Below are 21,320 nucleotides of genomic sequence, written 5' to 3'. Positions count from 1 at the left end.
GCCGGAACGGTCGCATCCCGAAACTATCGGTGGGCGCCCCCCGGGCGGGCGTTCAGAAGAGCACCGACATGAACGATCCGAACTCCGCGAAGCCCACGCGCCGGTAGGCGGCGCGCGCCCGCGTGTTGTAGTCGTTGACGTACAGCGACACGGTCGGCGCGATGGCGCGCAGGGCCTCCCCCACGACGGCGGACATGCCCGCGACCGACAGCCCCCGGCCGCGCAGGTCGGGCGGCACCCAGACGCCCTGCACCTGGCACGCGCGCGGGGTGACGGCGCCGACCTCCGCCTTGAACATGACGCGGCCGTCCTCGATCCGCGCGAACGCGCGCCCGTCGCGGATCAGCTCGGCGACGCGGGCGCGGTAGAGCACCCCGCCGTCGCCGGTGTTGGGCGAGACCCCGACCTCTTCGGTGAACATCGCCACACAGGCGGGGTAGACGATGTCGAACTCCTCCATCCGCACGCGCCGCACCGCGCGGTCGGGCGGGACCTCCGGCACCGACGAGGTCGCCATGACCGGCTGGACGGCGCGGACCGCGCGCGGCGGCCCCCAGTAGGGCGCGAGGATCTCCCACAGGTCGCCGACGGCTCCGACGGGCCCCACGATGGACGAGCAGCGCCGCCCCTGGGCCTGGGCGCGCTCGGCGAACGCGCGGACCGCCTCGGGCCCGGCGGCGATCGGGATGAGGTTGGCGCCGGAGTAGCACAGCGAGGTCAGGCGCCCGTCGCGCAGGTAGCCCCACATCTGGGCGCCGAGGCGGCGCGGGTCGAGCCCGGCGGCGTGCACGCGCGAGCCGACGAACACGTTGGCCACCGGGTCGGCGTCGAGGATCGCGAGCGCCTCCGCCCGGTAGCGGTCGTCCAGAACCCGCACCGGCAGCGAGCCCAGCATGCGCACGGCTACCGGCTCCGAGCCGGGGCCGACCCCCGTGCGGTCGTCAGCACTGTCACCACGTGACAAGCCTATGACGTCCCGGGGACGGGCATCGAAACCGGCTCCCGCGGGCGGCGGCGCGCCGGGGCGTCAGCGGTTCGCAGCGGGCTCCCTGTCGCGTTTCGGGGCCGGGGCGGCGGTGGGCTCGGGCGGCGGTCCCGCCGGGCATTCGACGTCGGGGCCCGGACGGTCGGCGGGCACCCCGCCGCCGTCCAGGTAGGTGATCACGGCCCGGTCCACGCACTTGTCGCCGGTCAGGGAGACGCCGTGGTTGCCGCCGCCCACCTGCGCCACCAGCCGGGACGTCGGGAACCTGCGGTGCGTCTCCAGCGCGCCCGGGTAGGGGGTGGCGGCGTCCTCGGTGCCCTGGACGAGCAGGATCGGCGGCAGCGCGGCCGTCCCGCGCACCGCGGGCGGCGGCCCGCCCGGCACCGTCCAGAACGCGCATGGGGCGTTGTACCAGGTGTTGCCCCACGTCTCGAAACGGTAGCCCTCCCGATACAGCCGCTCGCTGTCGGCGTGCCAGCGGCTCCAGTCGCGCGGCCACGCCGCGTCCCGGCACTGGACGGCGTTGTAGACCGCGTAGTTGTTCTGGTCGAGCGGGCTGGGCGGCTGCCACGCCTTGCGCAGCGGCGCGGGGTCGTGCCGGACGGCGTAGGCCGACAGCGCGGCGGCGTGCGCGGCCCAGGAGTAGTCGCCGTAGCCGTCGGCGAGGAAGGTGTCGTCCAGTTCGGACGCGCCGACCCTCCCCTCGATGGGCTTCGCCCTGACCGCCGCGCGGACCCGCGCGTAGGCGGCGGCCACCCGCGCGGCCGTGCCGCCGAGCCGGTAGACCTCGTGGTGGCGGGCGATCCAGCCGAAGTAGGTCTTGATCCGCTTCTCGAACGCCACGTTCTGGTCGAGGTTGTCCTGGTACCAGACCCCGCTCGGGCGGACGACGCTGTCGAGCACCATCGGCCCGACCCGCTGGGGGAACATCGTCGCGTAGACCGCGCCGAGGTAGCTGCCGTAGGAGTAGCCGAAGAAGCCGATCCGCCGCTCCCCGAGGGCCTGCCGGATCGCGTCGATGTCGCGCGCGGCGTCGGCGGTGCCCATGTGCGGGAGGAGGTCGCGGTACTTGCGCGCGCAGTCGTCGGCGTAGGCCCTGGCTCGGCCCGTCCAGGCCCGCTCCTCCCGCTCGTCCGCGGGGACGGGGTCGGCGCGCGGGTGGCCGGGGTCCTGGTAGCGCTCGTCGCACACCAGCGCGGGCCTGCTCGCGCCGACGCCGCGCGGGTCGAACCCGATCCAGTCGTAGGACCGCGCGACCTGCTTCGGCAGCCCCGCGCCGAACACGGCGGCGAGGTCGCGCCCGTGCGCGCCGGGCCCGCCCCGGTTCAGCAGGATCGCGCCCCTGGACGCGGCGCCGGTGTGGCGGGCGCGGGTGAGCGCGAGCGTGATCTGCGGCCCGTCCGGACGGCCGTGGTCGAGGGGGACGCCGAGCGTCGCGCACTGAAGGCCCTTGAGGCGGCCCTTCTCCACCGGGTCCTTGGCGGGGCACGAGGCCCACGCGAGCCCGGCGGGACGCGGCGCCGGGTCGGGGTCGGCGTGCGTGATCGGACGCGGCGCGGGCCCGGGGCCGCCCGTCCCGGCGTAGGCGGCCCGCCCGGCGGTGGCGGGGGCGCCGAGGGCGGCCGCGGTGGCGAGCCCGAGCGTGACTGCTGCGGCGGCCGTCGCGGCGGCGGCCCTCTTGCCAGGGACGTTCAGCACCTTCGCTTTCTACCGGCCGCGCGTCCGGAAGCGGTGAACGTCCGGATCGCGCGATTCCACCGTGAACCGGACCTCTCCCAACAAGTCGCGGCGCGCTCCCCGTCCAGGGGAAACGCGCCGCGAGCGTTCAGCGGACGGCTACGGGCGGCCGACCGGGAGGTCCTTGCCCGCCTTCGCGCGGGCGGACTTCGCCGACAGCGACGTCGGGTCGGGGTCGTTCATCGCGGGGACGGCCTTGCAGTAGGCGTCCGCGCCGCGGCGGCTGCCCGGCAGCCATCCGGTGTCGAGGTAGGCCGCGACCTTGTCGTCCAGGCACGCGTTGCCGTTGAGGGTGTTGGCGTGGGTCTTGCCGCCGACCTCGAAGACCAGGCGCGAGCGCGGGAACACCTTGTGCATCTCCAGGCCGCCCGCGACGGGGGTCGCGGCGTCCTCCGTGGACTGGACGAGCAGCATGCCGGGCGCGTTCCTGCCGTTCAGCCTGAGTGCCGGGCCGCCCTGGAACGGCCAGAACGCGACCGGGGCGTTGAACCAGACGTTGCTCCAGGTGTTGAACCGGTAGCCCTGCTTGTAGAGGCGCGCGGCGTCGTCGTGCCACTTGCTCCAGTTCCGCGGCCACTTGGCGTCCGCGGCCTGGACGGCGTTGTAGACGGCGAACTCGTTGTCGTCACCGCCCTCGCTCAGCCAGTCGAGCAGGCCGGAGGCGTCCCTGCCGTTGACCCACCGGGACAGCGCCTCCGCGAACGGGATGTAGTAGCCGGTGTTGTACCCGGCGCTCAGCACGATGTCGTCCAGCTCGTCGGGCCCGATCCTGCCGCCGATCGGGGCCTTCTTCGCCTCGGCCCGCGCCTTGTAGTACCGCGCCTCGACGGCCTTCTCGGTCGTGCCGAGGTGGTAGACCTTGTCGTACTTGGCGGTCCAGGCCCACCACGCCTTGATGTTGTGCTCGAAGGCCCGGTCCTGTTCGAGCTGGGAGTCGTACCAGATCGTCTTCGGGTTGACGTTGCCGTCCAGCACCATGCGGTGGACGCGGCCCGGGAACAGGGTGGCGTAGGTGGCGCCGAAGTAGGTGCCGTAGGAGAAGCCGTACCAGCTGATCTTCCGCTGGCCGAGCGCGGCGCGGATCGTGTCGACGTCGCGGGCGGCGTCGGTGCTGCGCATGTGGGGCAGCAGCCAGCCGTAGCGCTTGGCGCAGTCCTGCGCGTACTTCTTGGACTTGGCGATCCAGGCCCGCTCCTCCTTGGCCGATCCCGGGACGTAGTCGGGGCGGATCGGGTCGGAGTAGTGCGGGTCGCAGCTCAGCGCGGGCTTGCTGGCGCCGACGCCGCGCGGGTCGAAGCCGATGATGTCGTACTTCGCGGCGGTCGCGGCGTGGCCGACGCCGCCCAGCCAGCGGGCGAGCGCGGGCGCGTAGGCGAGGCCGCCGGCGCCGGGGCCGCCCGGGTTCACGAACAGGGCGCCCTGGTAGTTCTTGGTGTCGGTGTGCTTGAACCGCGACACCGCGATGGAGATCTTGCGGCCGTTCGGCTTGCGGTAGTCCAGCGGCACCGGGACCTGCGCGCACTCGGCCTTGTTCATCGGGTCGTCGGGTCCGGTGACCTCGCACTTGCCCCAGGCGATGCCCGCCGCCGCGACGGGGCTCGCGGGCCCCCGCGCGTCCGCGGACGCGCTCGCGGAGACGGCGGCGCCGCCGCCCGCTGCCACGGCCACCGCGGCCGCGACGATCACGATCCTGTTCACCTAACCCCCTCGGGACCGGCGGCTCCGCGGGCCGGCGGGAGGCCGGGGGAGGCACGCCGATGCATAGCCGATGCGTGGATTGCGTGGAAATTGTGGCGGTTACGTCGGTTATGCCGGGAGGGGCCATTCTGAGTGGATGCCAAATCGTGACAAGACAAGCGGAACTCCGTGACACGGATTCTCGTTTGCCCACTTCCCGTGGGCCGAATGTCGCCGCCCGGAGTCGGCCCGCGCCGGACGCGCCGGACGCGAAGCGAAAGGGCCCCGGGGATCGCTCCCCGGGGCCCTCGTCATGGTGGTGTGTCAGCGAACGCCCGGCGTCAGCGGATGACGTCGTTCGTCAGCGTCCCCGCACCCGACAGCGTCTTGGCCGAGGCGCCGGACGGCGGCTTCGGGTCGCCGAGCTGCGGGACGTGGACCGTCGACTTCGCGGGCAGGGCGCCCGTCAGGAAGTAGGCGTCGAAGTAGGCGTCCACCGCCGCGGAGCCGCGGTGCACGATGCAGTGCGTGCGGTCGCCGTCCTGGACGACGAGGTGCGAGCCCTTGAGCCGGCGGTGCAGCTCCAGCGCGCCCTCGTAGGGGGTCGCCGCGTCGTCGGTCGACTGGAACAGGAGGATGTTCTTCGGCAGGTCCTTGGTGTGCCCCACGTTGACCGGCTTGCCGGCCTTGGCGGGCCAGAACAGGCACGGCGCGTTGTACCAGGCGTTGCCCCAGGTGAGGAAGGGGTGCTTCTTGTTGATCTTCTCGTTGTCGCGCTGCCACTTGCGCCAGCTCAGCGGCCACTGGACGTCGGTGCACTGCACCGCGTCGTAGACGGCGTAGCTGTTGTCGTCGGCGCCGCCGGTGGTCTGCGCGCCGAAGGTGAGCGCGAACGTGGCGACGTCGCCCTTCGTGAGCGCCGAGAGGGCGTTGCCGTAGCCGTGCCACAGCGCCTGGTTGCGGCGGTAGGCGGCGTTCTGCAGGACGTCGGTCAGCTCGTCCGGTCCGACGGCGAGGGTCTGGCCGCTGTCGGGGTCCTTGTAGTAGACGGCCTGCTTCTTCAGCTTGGCGCGCAGCCCGTAGAAGAAGTCGCGGACCTGCTTCTGCTTGGCGCCCAGGTGGTACACGGAGTCGTACTTGGCGAGCCAGCCGAAGTAGTACTCCATGTTCTTGTCGAACGCGATGTCCTGGTTGAGGTTCGCGTCGTACCAGACGTCGGAGGGGCCGACGTTGCCGTCCAGCACCATGCGCCCGACGTTCTTCGGGTACACCGTGGCGTAGGTCGAGCCGAGGTAGGTGCCGTAGGAGGCGCCGTAGTAGTCGAGCTTCTTGCTGCCGACCGCCTTGCGGATCGACTCCACGTCGTTGACCGAGTCGATGGTCTTGATGTGGTCGAGCAGGCCGATCTTGTCGGACTTCCCGCAGGCGTCCGCGTAGCCCTTGGCCTTCTTCAGCCACGTGGCGACGGACTTGCCGTCGCCGGTGCCGTAGTCCGGACGGGGCGCGTTGGTGTAGTTCGGGTCGCAGCTGAGCGCCGGGACGCTCCTGCCGACGCCGCGCGGGTCGAAGCCGATGACGTTGAACGCCTCGCGCATCGGGGCGGAGTTCTGCGCGAACACGCGGGGCCCGAAGAGCGCGCCGCCGCCGCCGGGTCCGCCCGGGTTGACGACGATGTCGCCCTTGGCCGCGCCCTTGCCGGTGTGGGGGGTGCGGGTGAGCTGCAGGGTGATCTGCTTGCCGCGGGGCTTGGCGTAGTCGAGCGGGACCCGGAGCTCGGCGCACTGCACGATCTTGGAGACCGGGTACAGCACGTCGTAAAGGTCGTGCACCTGCTTGACGAAGTCCGCGGGACAGGCGTGCCACTTCGGCGCGGCGGGTTTGAACGCTCCCGCCGATCCGGCGGACGGGCCCTGGGCCTGCGCGCTTGTGGCGCCGAGGCCGGTGAGACCGAGCCCGGCCACCGCGGCCACGACAACGATCCTCTTCACATATCCCCCTAAACGTGCTGACTCCAGTTGAGTCAGACATACGGGTAAATGAGTGAAGATTGTGGCGTCCTGCGCGAGCGCGCCGACAGAGCCCCTGACGAGTGGATGCGGAATCGTGACGAGATCCACGGAACTTCGTGATCATAAAGAACGTTCCGGTTCCGGGCGCACGCGCAACGTGAGGAAGGCCCCCGGGTCCTCCACCCGGGGGCCTTCCTTCTGAGCGGTGCGGGACCGCGGGGCTCAGGTCACGATGACGTCGGCGCCGGGGCCGGAGACCGAGCCGTCCTCGCCGATCTCGATGCCCATCTCCTCGGCGATGCGCACGGCCTCCTCGATGAGCGTCTCGACGATCTGCGACTCGGGCACGGTCTTCACGACCTCGCCCTTCACGAATATCTGCCCCTTGCCGTTGCCGGAGGCCACGCCGAGGTCGGCCTCGCGGGCCTCGCCCGGACCGTTCACCACGCAGCCCATCACCGCGACGCGCAGCGGCACGGGGAAGTCCTTCAGCCCGGCGGTGACCTCCTCGGCGAGGGTGTAGACGTCGACCTGCGCGCGCCCGCACGACGGGCAGGACACGATCTCCAGACCCCGCTGGCGCAGCCCCAGCGACTCCAGGATCGCCGTGCCGACCTTGACCTCCTCGACCGGCGGCGCCGACAGCGACACCCGGATCGTGTCGCCGATCCCCTCGGCCAGCAGCGCGCCGAAGGCCACCGCGGACTTGATCGTGCCCTGGAAGGCCGGGCCGGCCTCGGTCACGCCGAGGTGCAGCGGGTAGTCGCAGGCGGCGGCGAGCCGCCGGTACGCCTCGATCATCACGACCGGGTCGTTGTGCTTCACCGAGATCTTGATGTCGCGGAAGCCGTGCTCCTCGAACAGCGAGCACTCCCACAGCGCCGACTCCACCAGCGCCTCGGGCGTGGCCTTGCCGTACTTCTCCAGCAGCCGCTTGTCGAGCGAGCCCGCGTTCACGCCGATCCGGATCGGGACCCCGGCGTCCCCGGCGGCGCGCGCGATCTCGCCGACCTTGTCGTCGAACCTCTTGATGTTGCCGGGGTTCACCCGGACGGCGGCGCAGCCCGCGTCGATCGCGGCGAACACGTACTTGGGCTGGAAGTGGATGTCGGCGATCACCGGGATCGGGGACTTGCGCGCGATCGCGGGCAGCGCGTCGGCGTCGTCCTGCGAGGGGACGGCCACGCGCACGATCTGGCAGCCGGACGCGGTCAGCTCCGCGATCTGCTGGAGCGTGGAGTTCACGTCGGCGGTGAGCGTCGTGGTCATCGACTGCACCGACACCGGCGCGTCCCCGCCCACCGGCACGCTCCCGACCATGATCTTGCGGGAGGCGCGGCGCGGCGCGAGCGGGCGCGGCGCCCCCTGCTCCCCCTGCCCGTCGTCCTCGCCGCGGATCGTCGGAATTCCCAGTGAAACGCTCATCCCTCTCCTCTGCCTCGCCTCAACCCGCCCGGAGACGCCAGACCCGTACAAGCCTAGGTGCCCTGGACCAATGCGGTGACGGCGGTCGGTACAAAGGTATGTGACCATTCAACTACGGATGGTAAACCTTTGGGGTCATTGCGGTATCCGGAGCGGATTGAGGAGGTCGGCGAGGATCAGCAGCACCCCCAGCCCCACCAGCACGAGGAGCGCCAGATAGGTGATGGGCATGAGTTTCGTCATATCGACCGTGCCGGGGTCCGGGCGCCCCCGCGCGCGGGCGACGCGGGCGCGGGCCCGCTCGTAGGCGACGACGGCGAGGTGGCCCCCGTCCAGGGGGAGCAGGGGCAGGACGTTGAGCGCCCCCAGGAAGATGTTCACCGAGACGACGAGCGACAGATACAGCGCGAGCTTGTCCCGCGCGCTGCTCTCCGAGGAGAAGATCTCGCCCGACACCTCCGTCGCGCCGACCACGCTGCCCACCTGTCCGCCCGGCGTGCTCTCCCGCTCGGGCGTGAACAGCTTCGGGACGGCGGAGGGCAGGTCCACCAGCACCGTCCCGATCCCGGCGACCGTCGTCCCGACGCCGCGCGCCGCGAACCCCACGGCCCCCAGCGGGCCCCTGCGGTCATAACGCCGGCCGACGACCCGGGCGGACATCCCGACGAACGGTCGGCCGCCCACGTCCGCCAGGCGCATCGGCAGCGTCAGCGGACGCGGCGTCCCGGGCCGCTCGACGACCACCGGCACCGTCCGTCCCGGCTCCGCGTCGCCGATCGCCTCGCGCAGCTCCGCCCAGTCGGCGACGCGGACGCCGCCGAAGGAGACGACGCGGTCCCCGGCGCGCAGCCCCGCCGTCGCCGCCGGCGAGGGCGGCGCGTTCCGGCCGCAGCCGTCCTGGATCCGCTCGGGCACGCAGGAGGAGACCTCGTCGACCGTCGAGGTCGCCGTCCCCGGGTCGCGGACGCCGACCGTCAGCGCCATCGCCACGAGCAGCACGAACGCGAACACGAGGTTGACGACGGCCCCGGCGCCGATCACGACCGCCCGGCGCCCGGCGGGCTGCCGGTAGAACGCGCGCTCCCGGTCCGCCGCCGGGACCTCCTCCAGCGGCGTGTAGCCGACGATCTTCACGAACCCGCCCAGCGGGATCGCCTTCACGCCGTACTCCGTCTCGCCCCGCCGCGTCGACCACAGCGTCGGGCCGAACCCGACGAAGTACTCCGTCGCCTTCATCCCGAACCGCTTGGCGGTCAGCAGGTGCCCGCCCTCGTGCAGCATCACCGACACCAGCAGCGCGACGACGAAGGCCGCGGCGCCGAGGAGAAAGGCCATCCGAGCCCCCAGGGGGTTCCGGGGCGGGGCCCCGGGGCCGGCCCCGGGCGGGCCCGGGGCCGTCAGTCCTGTCCGGTCAGTTCCCTGGCCCTGGCGCGCGCCCACCCGTCGGCGGCGAGGACGTCGTCCAGCGTCAGTTCCGCAGGCATGCCCGAACCGAGCCCGTCTATCCGGTCCTCGCCGTCCCGGCGCCCGCCGCCCCGCACGCTCCCCTCGTGCTCCTCCACCACCCGCGTGACCGTGTCGACGATGCCGAGGAACGGCAGCCGCCCCGCGCGGAACGCCTCCACGCACTCCTCGTTCGCCGCGTTGTAGACGGCCGGGGCCGTGCCGCCCGCCTCACCCGCCCGCCGCGCCAGCGCCACCGCCGGGAACGCCTCATCGTCGAGGGGGAAGAACTCCCAGGTGTGCGGCGCCGTCCAGTCGACCGCCGCCGCCGCGTCCGCGACCCGGTCGGGCCAGTTGATCCCGAGCGCGATCGGCAGCCGCATGTCGGGCGGGCTCGCCTGCGCCAGCGTCGAGCCGTCGGTGAACTCCACCATCGAGTGGATCACCGACTGCGGGTGGACCATCACCTCGATCCGGTCCATCGGCACGTCGAACAGCAGGTGCGCCTCGATGACCTCCAGGCCCTTGTTCACGAGCGTCGCGGAGTTGATCGTGACGACCGGGCCCATGTCCCACGTCGGGTGGTTCAGCGCCTGCTCGACCGTCACCTCCGTGAGCTCCTCGCGCGCCCGGCCCCGGAACGGCCCGCCGCTCGCCGTCAGCACCAGCCGCCGCACCTCGGCCGCGCGACCGCCGCGCAGGCACTGCGCCAGCGCCGAGTGCTCGGAGTCCACCGGCACGATCTGCCCCGGCCGCGCCCGCCCCTTCACCAGCGGGCCGCCCATGATCAGCGACTCCTTGTTGGCCAGCGCGAGCGTCCGGCCCGCGTCCAGCGCCGCCAGCGTCGACGCCAGGCCCAGCGCGCCCGTCACCCCGTTCAGGACGACGTCGCACGGCCACGCCGCCACCTCCGCCACCGCGTCCGGACCCGCCACGATCTTCGGGATCGCGTAGTCGCCCGCCGCGTACCCGCGCCGCTTCGCCTCGGCGTAGAACGCCAGTTGCAGCTCCTGCGCCGCCGACGCCTTCGCCACCGCGACGATCTCCGCGCGGAACTCCAGCGCCTGCTCCGCCAGCAGCCCCACCCGGCCGCCGCCCGCCGCGAGACCCGTCACCCGGAACCGCCCCGGGTTGCGCCGGATCACATCCAGCGCCTGGGTGCCGATCGAGCCTGTGGAGCCGAGCACGACGATCTCGCGGACGGCGTCAGAGGAAGACATCACCAGCCCATTGTCATCCATCCCCGCCCCCGCGTTCACCTCTCGACCGCATAGCCCCCGACGATCACCGTCCGGGCCCCGACACGAAAGCCTTTGCCGCCCCTTTCACCTGCACTAACAGGGACAACAAGGTCTCGCGCCTATAAAGGGAGCTACGTGAGTCGACTTCCCGCCAGGGGGATGGGTACATGGGCCAGACGGGCGAACCGACGGTGGACCCCGCCGCGCTGAGCACCGCCCAGCGCGCGGGCGAGGCCTGCGTCGCCTGCCGCAAGAGATGGCCCCGGCCGCGCGTCCGCGTCGGCCGCCTGCCGGACTCCACCGGGGTGTTCGCGTGCGACGACTGCGCACCCGCCCCGCCGGCACCCCGCCCGCGGGGCCCACGGGAACCGGCCGCGACACCGGCGACGCGCCACGACGCCGTCGCCGTGGAGATCTCTCCAGGGAGAAGGGTGACCCGGGCCTTCGGGGGGAAGCCCGGGACCACCCCAGGAGCGCGCCCGGCTGGGGGCGGCCGGGCGCGCTCCATTTAATTTTTTGTCCTTGGCGGTCGGCGCTGGCGCGCCTCCCTTCGGCGGACAAAAGGGCGATCGCCGGCATCGCTTCGGCTCGCCTGGCGGCTCGCTTCGCGATCAAGTTCTCGCAGGCTCGAACTTGCCTTCGGACGCGATCGCAACCTTTCGGTCGGCGCTACCTCTGGTTACGGACGTTCCCGCGCTCGGTGCGGTGGCTGAGGCGTTGGTCGGGGTCCGTGCACATCGCTTTGCGATCTTTGGGGACTACTGCTTCGTGGACTCGATCCATTTTCTGGTCCAGTCGGCGTAGTCGGTGCACTCGTGCTTGCCCTTCTGGCGGCCGGTGCAGAGCTTGGTGGGGGTGTGGGCGAAGATGACCTTGTCCAGGTAGGCGCGGTCGCCCACGTGGTAGGCGTTGCAGAAACCGGGCTTCAGGCGGTCGCCCGCGCACGCCTGCGGGTTGGCGGGGGCCACGCCGGTCCACTCGGCCACCTGCTGCTGGACGTCGGGGGACGCCGTCCACTGGAGCCACTGGTACATGCAGTTGGGGTGCTGGACGCGCGCGCCGATCATCCAGGCGTCCATCCAGCCGGTGACGCCCTCGGACGGGACGACGCCCTCGACCGGCTTGGACGCGCGGGTCAGGACGTCCACCTGGTAGGGCCACGCCTCGCCCAGGACGGCCTCTCCCCCGGCGAACGCGCTGACGGCGTCGGCGGGCAGGTCCCAGTAGGTCTTCACGTGCGGGCGCTGGAGGGCCAGGACCTTCGCGACGGCGTCGAGCTGCTTCGGGGTCAGCGAGTACGGGTCGGAGATCTTGAGCTTGCGGTCCCTGGCCCGCAGGTACAGGGCGGCCTCGGCGATCGAGAGCGGGCTGTCGCGGACGACCAGCCTGCCGGAGTGGCGGCGGGCCTGCCCGGGGTCGAACAGCGCCGCCCAACTCGACGGCGTCTCCACGGTGCGCGTGTCGTACATGAGCAGGTTGGAGCCCCAAACGTAGGGGACGCCGTAGTACTTGCCGTCGCGCTTGAGCAGGGCGCGCAGGCGCGGCTCCAGCTTCTTGTAGCCGTCCACGAGGTTGGTGTTGACCGGGGTGGCCTGGCCCTCGGCGATGAGCTGGCCGGCGACCTCGGGGGGCGCGGCGACGCCGTCGTAGCGGTGGCGCCTGTCGCGCATGAGGGCGGTCATCTCGCGGGGCGTCTTGACGACGTTCCAGTCGACCTTGCAGCCGGTGCGCTTCTGGAAGGGGGTGACCCAGTTGACGCGGGGGTCGCTGCTGCCGCCCTCGACGGAGCCGGGGAGGGTGACGAGCTTGAGCGTGCCCTCGCCGGGGCCGAGCGTGCTGGCGACCTGGACGCTGCCGACCGGCTCGTCGCCCGAGCCGCACGACAGCAGGGTCGCGACGGCGAGCACCGCCGCCACCGCAAGCGCCGTGATCGCCTTGGCCCGCCTCGTGGCCGTCATGTCGCTCCCGATCCGTTCCGCAGACCGTCCCCCTCGTGATCCGGCCCGTCGGCGCAGCGTAGCGCCTCCCGCCCGGCGAGGCGGCCCGGAGCCGGAGCGAGTGCGCTCGGCGGCGACGTTGACGGCGCCTTTTCGGCCGAGCCCTTTTCGGGGTGGGGCATTACTGGCGGGCTCGACCGGGTAATTGTGTTCGCTGTTTTATTTTCGGGCTGCGGTTAACACGAGAAACGCCACGGCCCCGGGGGGCAGGTGGGTGCTGGCGACCGCGCCACACACGGAGGTTGCTGGAGAGGGATGTGGCGCGTCTACTGCCCTGCCCGGGGCCCTGGCGGCTCCGGTGGGCGTGGCGAGGTTGGGGAACAGCGGATCACTTCGCGGTGCTGCCCGGCCACGCGATCACCGGAACCCGGCGGGACGGCGACGGTGTGACGCCCTCGAGACGGAGGAGATTCGAGGGACGGCGCGCGTCCTGCCGGGGGTCGCGGGACGGCCATGGGCCGTCGTCTGCGGGTTTGTCCTGGACCACCTCGATCCATGCGATGAGCCGCTGCGGCGTCTCGGCCTCAAGGAACTCGCCCGAGCCCGCGCCGCGCGGGGGCAGCGCCCACCACCGACGGGTGAACGGGCCGAACCAGATGGTCCAGCCCGGGAAGCGCCGCCCCAGCGCGTCGACCTCTGCGGCATGGTCGTCGGCACTCATAGCGCGCACTCCCTGGCGGACCCCTCGGCCACGGCCCTGACTCAGGGCCCTGACCTTTTAATTCGTCTGAATTAATGGTGTTAGTGAGATTGTGTCGCCGGTCACAGGGCCAGTCAATAGTAGTAGCTATTATTTGCCGGGGGCCGGTGGACGAAAATTGGCGACGGAATCGGGTCGCCCACCGAAAGCAACATACGTCGGACCTGGCGCTTCTCACGGTGGGCCCACCACGGCTCACGGGCCGCAACCCGGCGTTCACCAGGGTGTCACGGTGCACGTCTACCCTGGCTCGCTGCTGATCGTTTGTGACCGAGGACCATCGAGGCGGAGCGGGCGTGCCCCCACGGCTTATCGCGGCCTTTACTGCAATCTGGGCGTTTCGTCCGTATCTTCGCCATGGACCGTTCGCGGTGGCGCTGATCGGAGGCGCGCTCCTGCGCTGGACCGCCGTCCGCGCCTATCCGCAGGGGCTCTGGTTCACCGGCGACTCCTACTTCTACATGGGCTACGCGCTGCGCCCGTCGCCGTCCCGCAGCAAGACGCTCGGCTACTCGTTCATGTTGAACCTCATGGAGCCGCTGCACAGCCTGAAGGCGGTCGTGGTGGTGCAGCACCTCATGGGCCTGGCGGTCGCGGTGATGATCTACGTGCTGCTCGTGCGCGCCCGGCTGCCCGCCTGGGCGGCCGCGATCGTCGCGCTGCCCGTGCTGTACGACGCGTACCAGATCGAGCTCGAACACCTGCTGATGTCCGAGGCGCTGTTCACGTTCCTCATCATGGCGGGCCTGACCCTGCTGCTGTGGCGCCGGCCCGTCTGGTGGACGGCGCTGCCCGCCGGGGTGCTGCTCGGCGGCGCGGTGCTCGTCCGGTCGGCGGGCGCCCCGCTGATCCCGGTGATCCTGCTCGTGCTGCTGCTGCGCGGGCGTCCAGCGAGGCTGCTGCCCCGGCTGCTCCCCCGCGCGCGGCCCGACCTGCCCCCGGTGCTCGCGTTCGGCGCGGCGGCGGCCGTCCCGCTCGTCGCGTACGCGATGTGGTTCCACTCCGAACGCGGCGAGTACGGGCTGACCACGGCCGACGGCCTCTACCTGTGGGGGCGGACGGCGAACTTCGCCGACTGCGCGAAGATGGACCCGCCGCCCGAGGAGCGGGGCCTGTGCCTGGACGCCGCGACCAAGGCGCAGCAGGACCCGCCCGGCCACCTCATCTGGCGCAACGACATCCCGCCGCGTGAGCGGTTCCACAGCGTGACCTCCTCGGAGGCCAACAAGACGCTGCGCGACTTCGCCGTCCGCGCGATCCTCGCCCAGCCCGGCGACTACCTGCACGCGATCGGACGCGGCGTCCAGATGGCGTTCTCGCAGCACCGCGCCCCGCACCCCACCGCCGGCACCGAGCGCCTCTACCACTTCCCCGACCGGCCGCAGCTCTTCCCCGCCGGGAGGAGCATCGGCGGCGGGGGCACGGTCCTGACCGACGCGATGCGCTACGGCGGCACCGACACGCCGAGCCGGGTCGTCCAGCCGCAGGCCGACCGGATGATCGGCTACCAGGAGAAGGTCTTCCTGCCGGGGCCCGCGCTCGGCGCCGTGTTCGCGGCCGGCGCCGTCGGCCTGGCCGCCGCGCGGTGGCGGCGCCGGGAGGTGCTGCTCGCGTGGGGCACGGCCGCGACGCTGCTGCTGTTCCCGATCGCCAGCGCCGACTTCGACTACCGGTACGTGGTGCCGCCGATGCCGTTCGCCTGCCTGGCGGTCGGGCTCGCGCTGTCGGCCCTCCGCGCCCGCAGGCCCGAGCCGGTGCCCGCCGGCGCGGAGCCGGTCGAGTCCGGACCCGGGCCCGGGGACGACGAACCCTCAGAGCCCGAGGGGACGGGCCCCGGCGACGCGGAGCCCGAGCGGGGCGTCAGCCGTTGGTGGGAAAACCGAGGTTCACGCCACCGTGACTCGGGTCGAGCCAGCGCGCCGTGACGGCCTTCGTCCGCGTGTAGAAGTGGACGCCCTCCATGCCGTGCGCGTGGCTGTCGCCGAACAGCGAGTCCTTCCAGCCGCCGAAGGAGTAGTAGGCCATCGGGACCGGGATCGGGACGTTGATCCCGACCATCCCGACCTCCACCTCGTTCTGGAAGCGGCGCGCCGCGCCGCCGTCGTTGGTGAAGATCGCGGTGCCGTTGCCGTAGGGGTTGGCGGAGATGACCTCCATGGCCTCCTCGTAGGAGCCGACCCGCACGACCGACAGGACGGGCCCGAAGATCTCGTCCTTGTAGGCGTCCATGTCGGGGGTCACGTGGTCGAGGACGGACGGCCCGAGCCAGAACCCCTCGCCGCCTCCGCCGCGCACCGGCGTCCCGCGCCCGTCGATCGCCAGCGTCGCGCCCTGGGCGACGCCGCTGTCGAGGTAGGAGGCGACCTTGTCCCGGTGCTGCGCGGTGACCAGCGGGCCCATGTCGGACTCGGGGTCGTCGCCGGGGCCGATGCTCAGCCTCGCGACGCGGTCGCGGACCTTGGCCAGCAGCTCGTCGGCGACGGGCTCGACGGCGACGACCACGGAGATCGCCATGCAGCGCTCCCCCGCCGAGCCGAAGCCCGCCGAGACGGCCGCGTCGGCGGCCAGGTCGAGGTCGGCGTCCGGCAGCACCACCATGTGGTTCTTGGCGCCGCCGAGCGCCTGCACCCGCTTGCCGTTGCCCGCCGCCGTCTCGTAGATGTAGCGGGCGATGGGGGTCGAGCCGACGAAGCTGACGGCCCGCACGTCCGGGTGGTCGAGCAGCCCGTCCACGGCGGTCTTGTCACCGTGCACGACGTTGAACACGCCCTCGGGCAGGCCCGCCTCGGCCCACAGCTCGGCGATCCGCACCGACGCCGACGGGTCCTTCTCCGAGGGCTTCAGCACGAAGGTGTTGCCGCAGGCGATCGCCACGGGGAACATCCACATCGGCACCATGGCCGGGAAGTTGAACGGCGTGATCCCGGCGACGACGCCGAGCGGCTGGAGGATCGAGTAGGCGTCCACCCGCGTGGACACGTTCTCCGAGAAGCCGCCCTTGAGCAGGTGCGGGATGCCGCAGGCGAACTCCACGACCTCCAGGCCGCGCGCGACCTCGCCCGCCGCGTCCGAGACGACCTTGCCGTGCTCGGCGGAGATGAGCCGGGCGATCTCGTCGCGGTGCTCGGTCAGCAGCTCGCGGAAGCGGAACAGCACCCGGGTCCGCTTGGTGAGGGACGCGTCGCGCCAGCCGGGGAACGCCGCCTTGGCCGCCGCGACGGCCGCGTCCACCTCGGAGCCGGACGCGAAGTCGACCGTGCCGGCGACGCGTCCGGTCGCGGGCTCGTAGATGTCGCCCCGGCGCTCGGCCACGCCGTCGAAGGGCTTGCCGCCGATCCAGTGGGTGATGTGCTTGCTGTCGGTCTTGCCTGTCTGGGTCACGATGTTGCGGCCTCGTTCACGGTTTCGAGAGATGCGATCAGAATGCCGAGGCCCTCGGCGGCCTCGTCGTCGGTCAGCGTCAGCGGCGGCGCCATGCGCACCACGTTGCCGTACAGGCCGCCCTTGCCGACCAGCAGGCCGCGCTCGCGGGCGGCCTCCATCAGCGCGGCGGCCAGCGGCGGGCTCGGCTCGCCGGTCGCCGGGTCGGCCAGCTCGACCGCGAACATCAGCCCCTTGCCGCGCACCTGCTTGACCACGGGGAACCGGCCGGCGGCACGCTCCAGCCCGCCGATGATCGTGGCGCCCTGGCGGGCGGCGTTGGCCTGGAGGTCGTGGTCGAGGACGTAGTCGAGGGTGGCGTTCGCGGCGGCCATCGAGACCGGGTTGCCGCCGAAGGTGGACAGGCCCACCGCGTGCAGGGCGTCCATCAGCTCGCCCCGCGCCACGACGCCGCCCACCGCGTACCCGTTGCCGAGGCCCTTGGCGAAGGTCATCATGTCCGGCGTCACGCCGTGGTTGTCGATGCCCCAGAAGCCCTGGCCCGTCCGTCCCCATCCGGTCTGGACCTCGTCGGAGATGAACAGGATGCCGTGCTCGTCCAGCACCCGCTTGTAGGCGGCGAACAGCCCGTCCGGCGCCATCGTGAACCCGCCGACGCCCTGGATCGGCTCGGCGATCAGCGCCGCGACGTCGCCGCCGGTGGCGGTGGCGAGCACGTGCCGCAGGTCCTGGACGCACGCGTCGATGTAGGCCCCGTCGGTCATGCCGGCGAACTGCGGCAGGCTCCGGTCTGCGCCGTGCAGGAAGTGGACGTTCAGCGGCGAGTAGGAGATGTTCGTCCAGGCCCGGTTGCCCGTCACCCCGACCGCGCCGAACGAGCGCCCGTGGTAGCTCTGCCGCATCGCGAGGACCTGGTCGGTGCGCCGCGCGTAGGTCGCCAGCAGCAGCGCCGTCTCGTTCGCCTCGGTCCCGGAGTTGGTGAAGAACACCTTCGCGTCCGGGATGCCCGACAGCCGGGCGATCTTCTCGGCCAGCTCGACCTGCCCGCGCAGCAGGTAGGCGGTCGAGGTGTGCACGACGCCGGTCGCGATCTGCCGCTCCACCGCCTCGCGCACCTCGGGCACGTCGTACCCGATCATGTTGGTGAGGATGCCCGTGAAGAAGTCCAGGTAGCCGCGCCCCTCGGCGTCGGTCACGCGGTTCCCCTTGCCGCCGGCGATCTCGATGGGATCCGCGTAGTTGAGCGCCATCCAGGACGGCATGACCGCCCTGTGGCGCCGGAGCAGATCCGCGTGTCCTGACGTGACGTTTTCCGACATGCACCCCAGTCTGGTCGGCCGGACCCCACCGCGACACCCGCAGAGTGTCAGGACACGGCCCCAAGGTTTGACGTTCTGCCGGAGGCCCCCCACGCGAATCCGCCGGTGAGGGCGGGTTCGGCGGATATCATCGCGGTTGATGCTTCCCACGCTCGACGACGTCCTCCAGCTCGACGCGGTCCGCCGCGGCAAGCCGCGCGTCGTCGCCTGCGCCGACCGGACCGGCAACAAGGTCCGCTGGGTGCACGTCGCCGAGGTCACCGACATCGCGCACCTGCTGCACGGCGGCGAGCTGGTGCTCACCACCGGGATCGCCCTGCCGGACGAGCCGGACCGGCTGCGCGCCTACATCGGCGACCTGTCCGAGGTCGGCGCCAGCGGGCTCATGATCGAGCTGGGCCGCCGCTATGCCAGCGTCCTGCCGCCCGCGCTGGTCGCCGCCGCCGAGGACCACGGCCTCCCGGTGATCGTCCTCGCCCACGAGCCCGCGTTCGTGGACATCACCGAGTCCGTGCACGCCCGCATCCTCCAGGACCAGTTCGCCGAGCTGCGGGCCTCCGAGCAGCTCCACGAGATCTTCACCCAGCTCTCGGTGGAGGGCGCCTCCACCGACGAGGTCGTCCGGCAGGTCGCCGCGCTCGCCGGGCACCCGGTCGTGCTGGAGAACCTGTCCCACCAGGTGCTGGCCGCCGACGCCGACGGCGGTGACCCCTCGGACCTGCTGTCGGCCTGGGAGACGCGGTCGCGCGCGGTCCGCACCGGGCAGCGCACGGGCTTCGACGAGACCTCCGGCTGGCTCGTGACCACGGTCGGCGCCCGCGGCGAGGACTGGGGGCGGCTGATCATCGTGCTCGGCTCCGCGCCGTCCGCCCGCGAGACCGTGCTGGTCGAGCGGGCCGCCACCACCCTCGCCCTCGGCCGCCTGCTGGACCGGCACGCCGAGGGCGTCGAGCGCCAGGCGCACGGGACGATCATCGCCCGGATCCTCGCGCACGCCTACTCCGACCCGCTGGAGGCCGCCGCCCGCGCCCGCGCGCTCGGCGTCCCGCTCGCCGGCCGCCGCCTGCTCGGCGTCGTCCTGCGGCACCGGGGGCCCGGCACGTCCGTCCCGCACGCCGCCGAGCTGGCCCAGCTCGCCGAGGCGGCCGCCGCCGCCTGCAAGGACGCCCGGCTCGCCGCGCTCGTCGGCGTCCTGGACGAGGGCGGCCCGCACGCCCGCGTCGGCGTGCTGGCGTCCCTGCCCGCCCGCGCCGACGTCGAGACCGCCCTCACCGAGGTCGCCACCCGCATCCGCAAGCAGTCCGGCGGCGAGACCGTCATGGCGACGGGCTCGGTCGTCGACTCGATCCGCGACGTCCGCCGCTCCTTCATGGAGGCCGAGCAGGTCGCCGACGTCGCGTCCCGGGGCTCGGGCGGCCGCCTGTTCTACCGACTGCCCGACCTGCGCCTGCGCGGCCTCCTGCACCTGCTGCGCGACGACGCCCGCGTCCAGACCTTCGTCGAACGCGAACTCGGCCCGCTGCTGACCTACGACGCCCAGCGCGGCAGCGACCTCACCCGCATCCTGGAGCTCTACCTCGACTCCGGCCGCAACAAGGCCGTCGCCGCCCAGCTCGCGCATCTGTCCCGCCCGGCCTTCTACGAGCGCCTGCACCGCATCGAACGCGTCCTGGACGCCGACCTGGACGACGTGGAGTCCTGCGTCTCGCTCCACGTGGCCCTGCTGGCGCTCAGCTCCGTCCGCTGGGAGCGCCCCTGAGGCGGGTCCGCGCCACGGGCGGGGCGTGGCGGAGATCGGCCGGATCCGACCCGGCAAAGACACCCCCCAAGGGTTCCGATGGCCCTTACGCTTCGACCATGACGGACGCGGCGCTGCATGTTCACCGGTACGGCGACCCCTCGGGGGCGCCGGTGGTCGCCCTGCACGGGATCACCGGGCACGGGGCGCGGTGGCGGCACACGGCCGAGACCTACCTCGCCGACCGCTTCGTCCTGGCGCCCGACCTGCGCGGGCACGGGCGGTCGCCGCACGAGCCGCCCTGGACGGTGGAGCGGCACGTCGCGGACGTCCTCGCGGTCATGGACGCCGAGGGCGTCGGGCGCGCCGACCTGGTCGGGCACTCCTACGGCGGGATGATCGCCGTGCACCTGGCGCGGACGGCGCCGAGCCGGGTCGGCGGGCTCGTCCTCCTGGACCCGGCGATCGGGCTCGACCCCGCCGCGGCGTGGGAGGAGGCGCGCGCCTACCTGGGCACGCGGTGGTTCGCCGACGCGGCGGAGGCGCGGGAGTCGCTGGCGGCGCGGTGGCCCGAGGCGTCGGAGCGGATGCTCGACGACGAGGTGACCACCCACCTCGAACACGACGAGGACGGGCGGACCCGCTGGCGGTACGAGCCCGCCGCGATCGTGACCGCGCAGTCGGAGATGGCGAGGCCGCACCTGCCGCCGCCCCCGGACATCTCCACACACCTGGTGATCGCGACCGGCGCCGACCTGGTGCGGCCCGAGTTCGTCGTCGACTGCCGCACCGCGCTCGGCCCCCGGCTGACGCTCTCCCAGATCGAGTCGGGCCACATGCTCTACGTCGACGCCCCCCACGAGACGGGCACCCTCCTCGACGGCTGGCTCAGCTGACCGAGCCCCGCCCACGTCCCTTCGGCGCGTGCGGCATCGCTTCGCGACCTGACCGGTGGGGCTCGCCCTCGGCGTCGCCCCGCCGGTCAGATCACGTGATCGCGCGCCGGCTCGCACGGCCCTTCGGCGGCCGTGCACCGGACGGGCCCGTCAGGCGGCGGTGAGGCGGCGCTGGAAGGGGAGGTAGCGGTCGGCGCGGCGGGGACGGGCGCGCAGGCCGGTGGCCTCGACGGCGAGGACGCGGTCGAAGCGGAAGGCGCGGACGCCGCGCCGCATCCGGCACCAGCCGACGAGGTACCAGTGGTCGCGGTGGACCAGGCAGGTCACGGGCTCGACCTCGCGGATCGTGACGTTGGCGCCCGCGTCGCCGTAGCAGAGGCGGACGACGCGGTGCTCGGTGATGGCCGCGGCGACGACGCGCGCGCGGTCGGCGGTGGAGGCGTCGAGGGGCTCGGTGAGAGTGGCCAGGGTGGCGGCGACCACGTCGTCGTGGGCGCCGTCGCCGACGAGGGCGCGCAGGGCGCGGCGCGCGGTGGTGGCCTGGGGGCCGGTGCCCAGGTGCGCGAGGGACAGCGCGAGGGCGGCGATCTCGGCGGTGGACAGCGTGGTCTCGGGGTGCGTCGCAACGTTCGCCATGGTTCGATCATACGTTCGAACACTGACATTTCGCGGGTCCCGGGAGCGTCACATGACACAGTGCGGGAAGCCCGGACGCCCGTCCTTGGGCGCGGCCTTGAGATGGTGACTGCGCATGGGGAAAACTGATCCCCGA

At 72.5% G+C, this 21,320-nt stretch carries 15 protein-coding genes; 3 read left to right on the top strand and 12 right to left on the bottom strand.

Annotated elements, in window-relative coordinates; all coding sequences use genetic code 11:
• Positions 1-52: 52 nt before the first annotated feature.
• The 9 genes from KLI87_RS37255 to KLI87_RS37215 all read right to left on the bottom strand — a co-directional run bounded on the left by KLI87_RS37255 (position 53) and on the right by KLI87_RS37215 (position 13,175).
• Positions 53-895: a GNAT family N-acetyltransferase gene (locus KLI87_RS37255; protein WP_156221327.1), complete on the bottom strand. Its 843-nt coding sequence runs from the start codon at positions 893-895 to the stop codon at positions 53-55.
• Positions 896-1,027: 132 nt separating this feature from the next.
• Positions 1,028-2,683 carry an alpha/beta hydrolase gene (locus KLI87_RS37250; protein ID WP_308166499.1) on the bottom strand — a complete coding sequence of 552 codons (1,656 nt, stop codon included), beginning with the start codon at positions 2,681-2,683 and terminating at the stop codon, positions 1,028-1,030.
• Positions 2,684-2,821: 138 nt separating this feature from the next.
• Entirely contained in the window at positions 2,822-4,420 is a 1,599-nt protein-coding gene (locus tag KLI87_RS37245; protein WP_308166498.1) for an alpha/beta hydrolase, read from the bottom strand.
• 320 nt (positions 4,421-4,740) lie between these two features.
• Positions 4,741-6,387, bottom strand: coding sequence for an alpha/beta hydrolase (locus tag KLI87_RS37240; RefSeq protein WP_173390993.1), 1,647 nt, complete (start codon positions 6,385-6,387; stop codon positions 4,741-4,743).
• A 243-nt stretch (positions 6,388-6,630) separates the two neighbouring features.
• Positions 6,631-7,833, bottom strand: a complete 1,203-nt coding sequence (ispG, locus tag KLI87_RS37235; protein ID WP_281378229.1) for a flavodoxin-dependent (E)-4-hydroxy-3-methylbut-2-enyl-diphosphate synthase — start codon at positions 7,831-7,833, stop codon at positions 6,631-6,633.
• A 135-nt stretch (positions 7,834-7,968) separates the two neighbouring features.
• Positions 7,969-9,168, bottom strand: coding sequence for an RIP metalloprotease (locus KLI87_RS37230; RefSeq protein WP_214620758.1), 1,200 nt, complete (start codon positions 9,166-9,168; stop codon positions 7,969-7,971).
• A 62-nt stretch (positions 9,169-9,230) separates the two neighbouring features.
• Positions 9,231-10,496: a 1-deoxy-D-xylulose-5-phosphate reductoisomerase gene (gene dxr / locus KLI87_RS37225; protein WP_214620757.1), complete on the bottom strand. Its 1,266-nt coding sequence runs from the start codon at positions 10,494-10,496 to the stop codon at positions 9,231-9,233.
• A gap of 779 nt (positions 10,497-11,275) precedes the next feature.
• Entirely contained in the window at positions 11,276-12,475 is a 1,200-nt protein-coding gene (locus KLI87_RS37220) for an ABC transporter substrate-binding protein (protein ID WP_156221162.1), read from the bottom strand.
• A gap of 367 nt (positions 12,476-12,842) precedes the next feature.
• Positions 12,843-13,175 carry a hypothetical protein gene (locus tag KLI87_RS37215; protein ID WP_156221165.1) on the bottom strand — a complete coding sequence of 111 codons (333 nt, stop codon included), beginning with the start codon at positions 13,173-13,175 and terminating at the stop codon, positions 12,843-12,845.
• A gap of 410 nt (positions 13,176-13,585) precedes the next feature.
• On the opposite strand from KLI87_RS37215, the gene KLI87_RS37210 reads away from it, so the two are divergent.
• On the top strand, positions 13,586-15,139 hold the full coding sequence (locus tag KLI87_RS37210) for a hypothetical protein (protein ID WP_214620756.1): 1,554 nt from the start codon (positions 13,586-13,588) through the stop codon (positions 15,137-15,139).
• Here the strand turns inward: KLI87_RS37210 and KLI87_RS37205 are convergent.
• Complete coding sequence (locus KLI87_RS37205; protein WP_214620755.1) at positions 15,075-16,595, bottom strand: CoA-acylating methylmalonate-semialdehyde dehydrogenase; 1,521 nt, start codon at positions 16,593-16,595, stop codon at positions 15,075-15,077. The two genes, KLI87_RS37210 and KLI87_RS37205, sit on opposite strands and share 65 nt — an antisense overlap.
• On the bottom strand, positions 16,592-17,914 hold the full coding sequence (locus tag KLI87_RS37200; protein WP_250904626.1) for an aspartate aminotransferase family protein: 1,323 nt from the start codon (positions 17,912-17,914) through the stop codon (positions 16,592-16,594). The genes KLI87_RS37205 and KLI87_RS37200 overlap by 4 nt, the downstream gene beginning before the upstream one ends.
• A gap of 139 nt (positions 17,915-18,053) precedes the next feature.
• On the opposite strand from KLI87_RS37200, the gene KLI87_RS37195 reads away from it, so the two are divergent.
• Together KLI87_RS37195 and KLI87_RS37190 are read left to right on the top strand one after the other, a co-directional pair.
• Positions 18,054-19,673 carry a PucR family transcriptional regulator gene (locus KLI87_RS37195; protein WP_214620754.1) on the top strand — a complete coding sequence of 540 codons (1,620 nt, stop codon included), beginning with the start codon at positions 18,054-18,056 and terminating at the stop codon, positions 19,671-19,673.
• 98 nt (positions 19,674-19,771) lie between these two features.
• The gene (locus KLI87_RS37190) at positions 19,772-20,548 is read left to right on the top strand and encodes an alpha/beta fold hydrolase (RefSeq protein ID WP_156221173.1); all 777 of its coding nucleotides are present in this window, start codon (positions 19,772-19,774) and stop codon (positions 20,546-20,548) included.
• A 150-nt stretch (positions 20,549-20,698) separates the two neighbouring features.
• Here the strand turns inward: KLI87_RS37190 and KLI87_RS37185 are convergent, their stop codons facing one another.
• On the bottom strand, positions 20,699-21,184 hold the full coding sequence (locus KLI87_RS37185) for a YafY family protein (protein ID WP_156221175.1): 486 nt from the start codon (positions 21,182-21,184) through the stop codon (positions 20,699-20,701).
• Between the last annotated feature and the right edge of the window lie 136 nt (positions 21,185-21,320).

It is taken from the genome of Actinomadura sp. NEAU-AAG7 (assembly GCF_018603865.1).
GTDB classification, from domain to species: Bacteria; Actinomycetota; Actinomycetes; order Streptosporangiales; family Streptosporangiaceae; genus Spirillospora; species Spirillospora litoris.
This window is presented reverse-complemented; position numbering and strand designations above follow the sequence as displayed.

Coding starts and splice junctions, on each gene's coding strand:
- KLI87_RS37255 (WP_156221327.1), bottom strand. CDS start 895: ATGCTGGGCTCGCTGCCGGTGCGGGTTCTGGACGACCGCTACCGGGCG.
- ispG (WP_281378229.1), bottom strand. CDS start 7,833: ATGAGCGTTTCACTGGGAATTCCGACGATCCGCGGCGAGGACGACGGG.
- KLI87_RS37230 (WP_214620758.1), bottom strand. CDS start 9,168: ATGGCCTTTCTCCTCGGCGCCGCGGCCTTCGTCGTCGCGCTGCTGGTG.
- dxr (WP_214620757.1), bottom strand. CDS start 10,496: ATGTCTTCCTCTGACGCCGTCCGCGAGATCGTCGTGCTCGGCTCCACA.
- KLI87_RS37220 (WP_156221162.1), bottom strand. CDS start 12,475: ATGACGGCCACGAGGCGGGCCAAGGCGATCACGGCGCTTGCGGTGGCG.
- KLI87_RS37215 (WP_156221165.1), bottom strand. CDS start 13,175: ATGAGTGCCGACGACCATGCCGCAGAGGTCGACGCGCTGGGGCGGCGC.
- KLI87_RS37200 (WP_250904626.1), bottom strand. CDS start 17,914: ATGTCGGAAAACGTCACGTCAGGACACGCGGATCTGCTCCGGCGCCAC.
- KLI87_RS37195 (WP_214620754.1), top strand. CDS start 18,054: ATGCTTCCCACGCTCGACGACGTCCTCCAGCTCGACGCGGTCCGCCGC.
- KLI87_RS37190 (WP_156221173.1), top strand. CDS start 19,772: ATGACGGACGCGGCGCTGCATGTTCACCGGTACGGCGACCCCTCGGGG.
- KLI87_RS37185 (WP_156221175.1), bottom strand. CDS start 21,184: ATGGCGAACGTTGCGACGCACCCCGAGACCACGCTGTCCACCGCCGAG.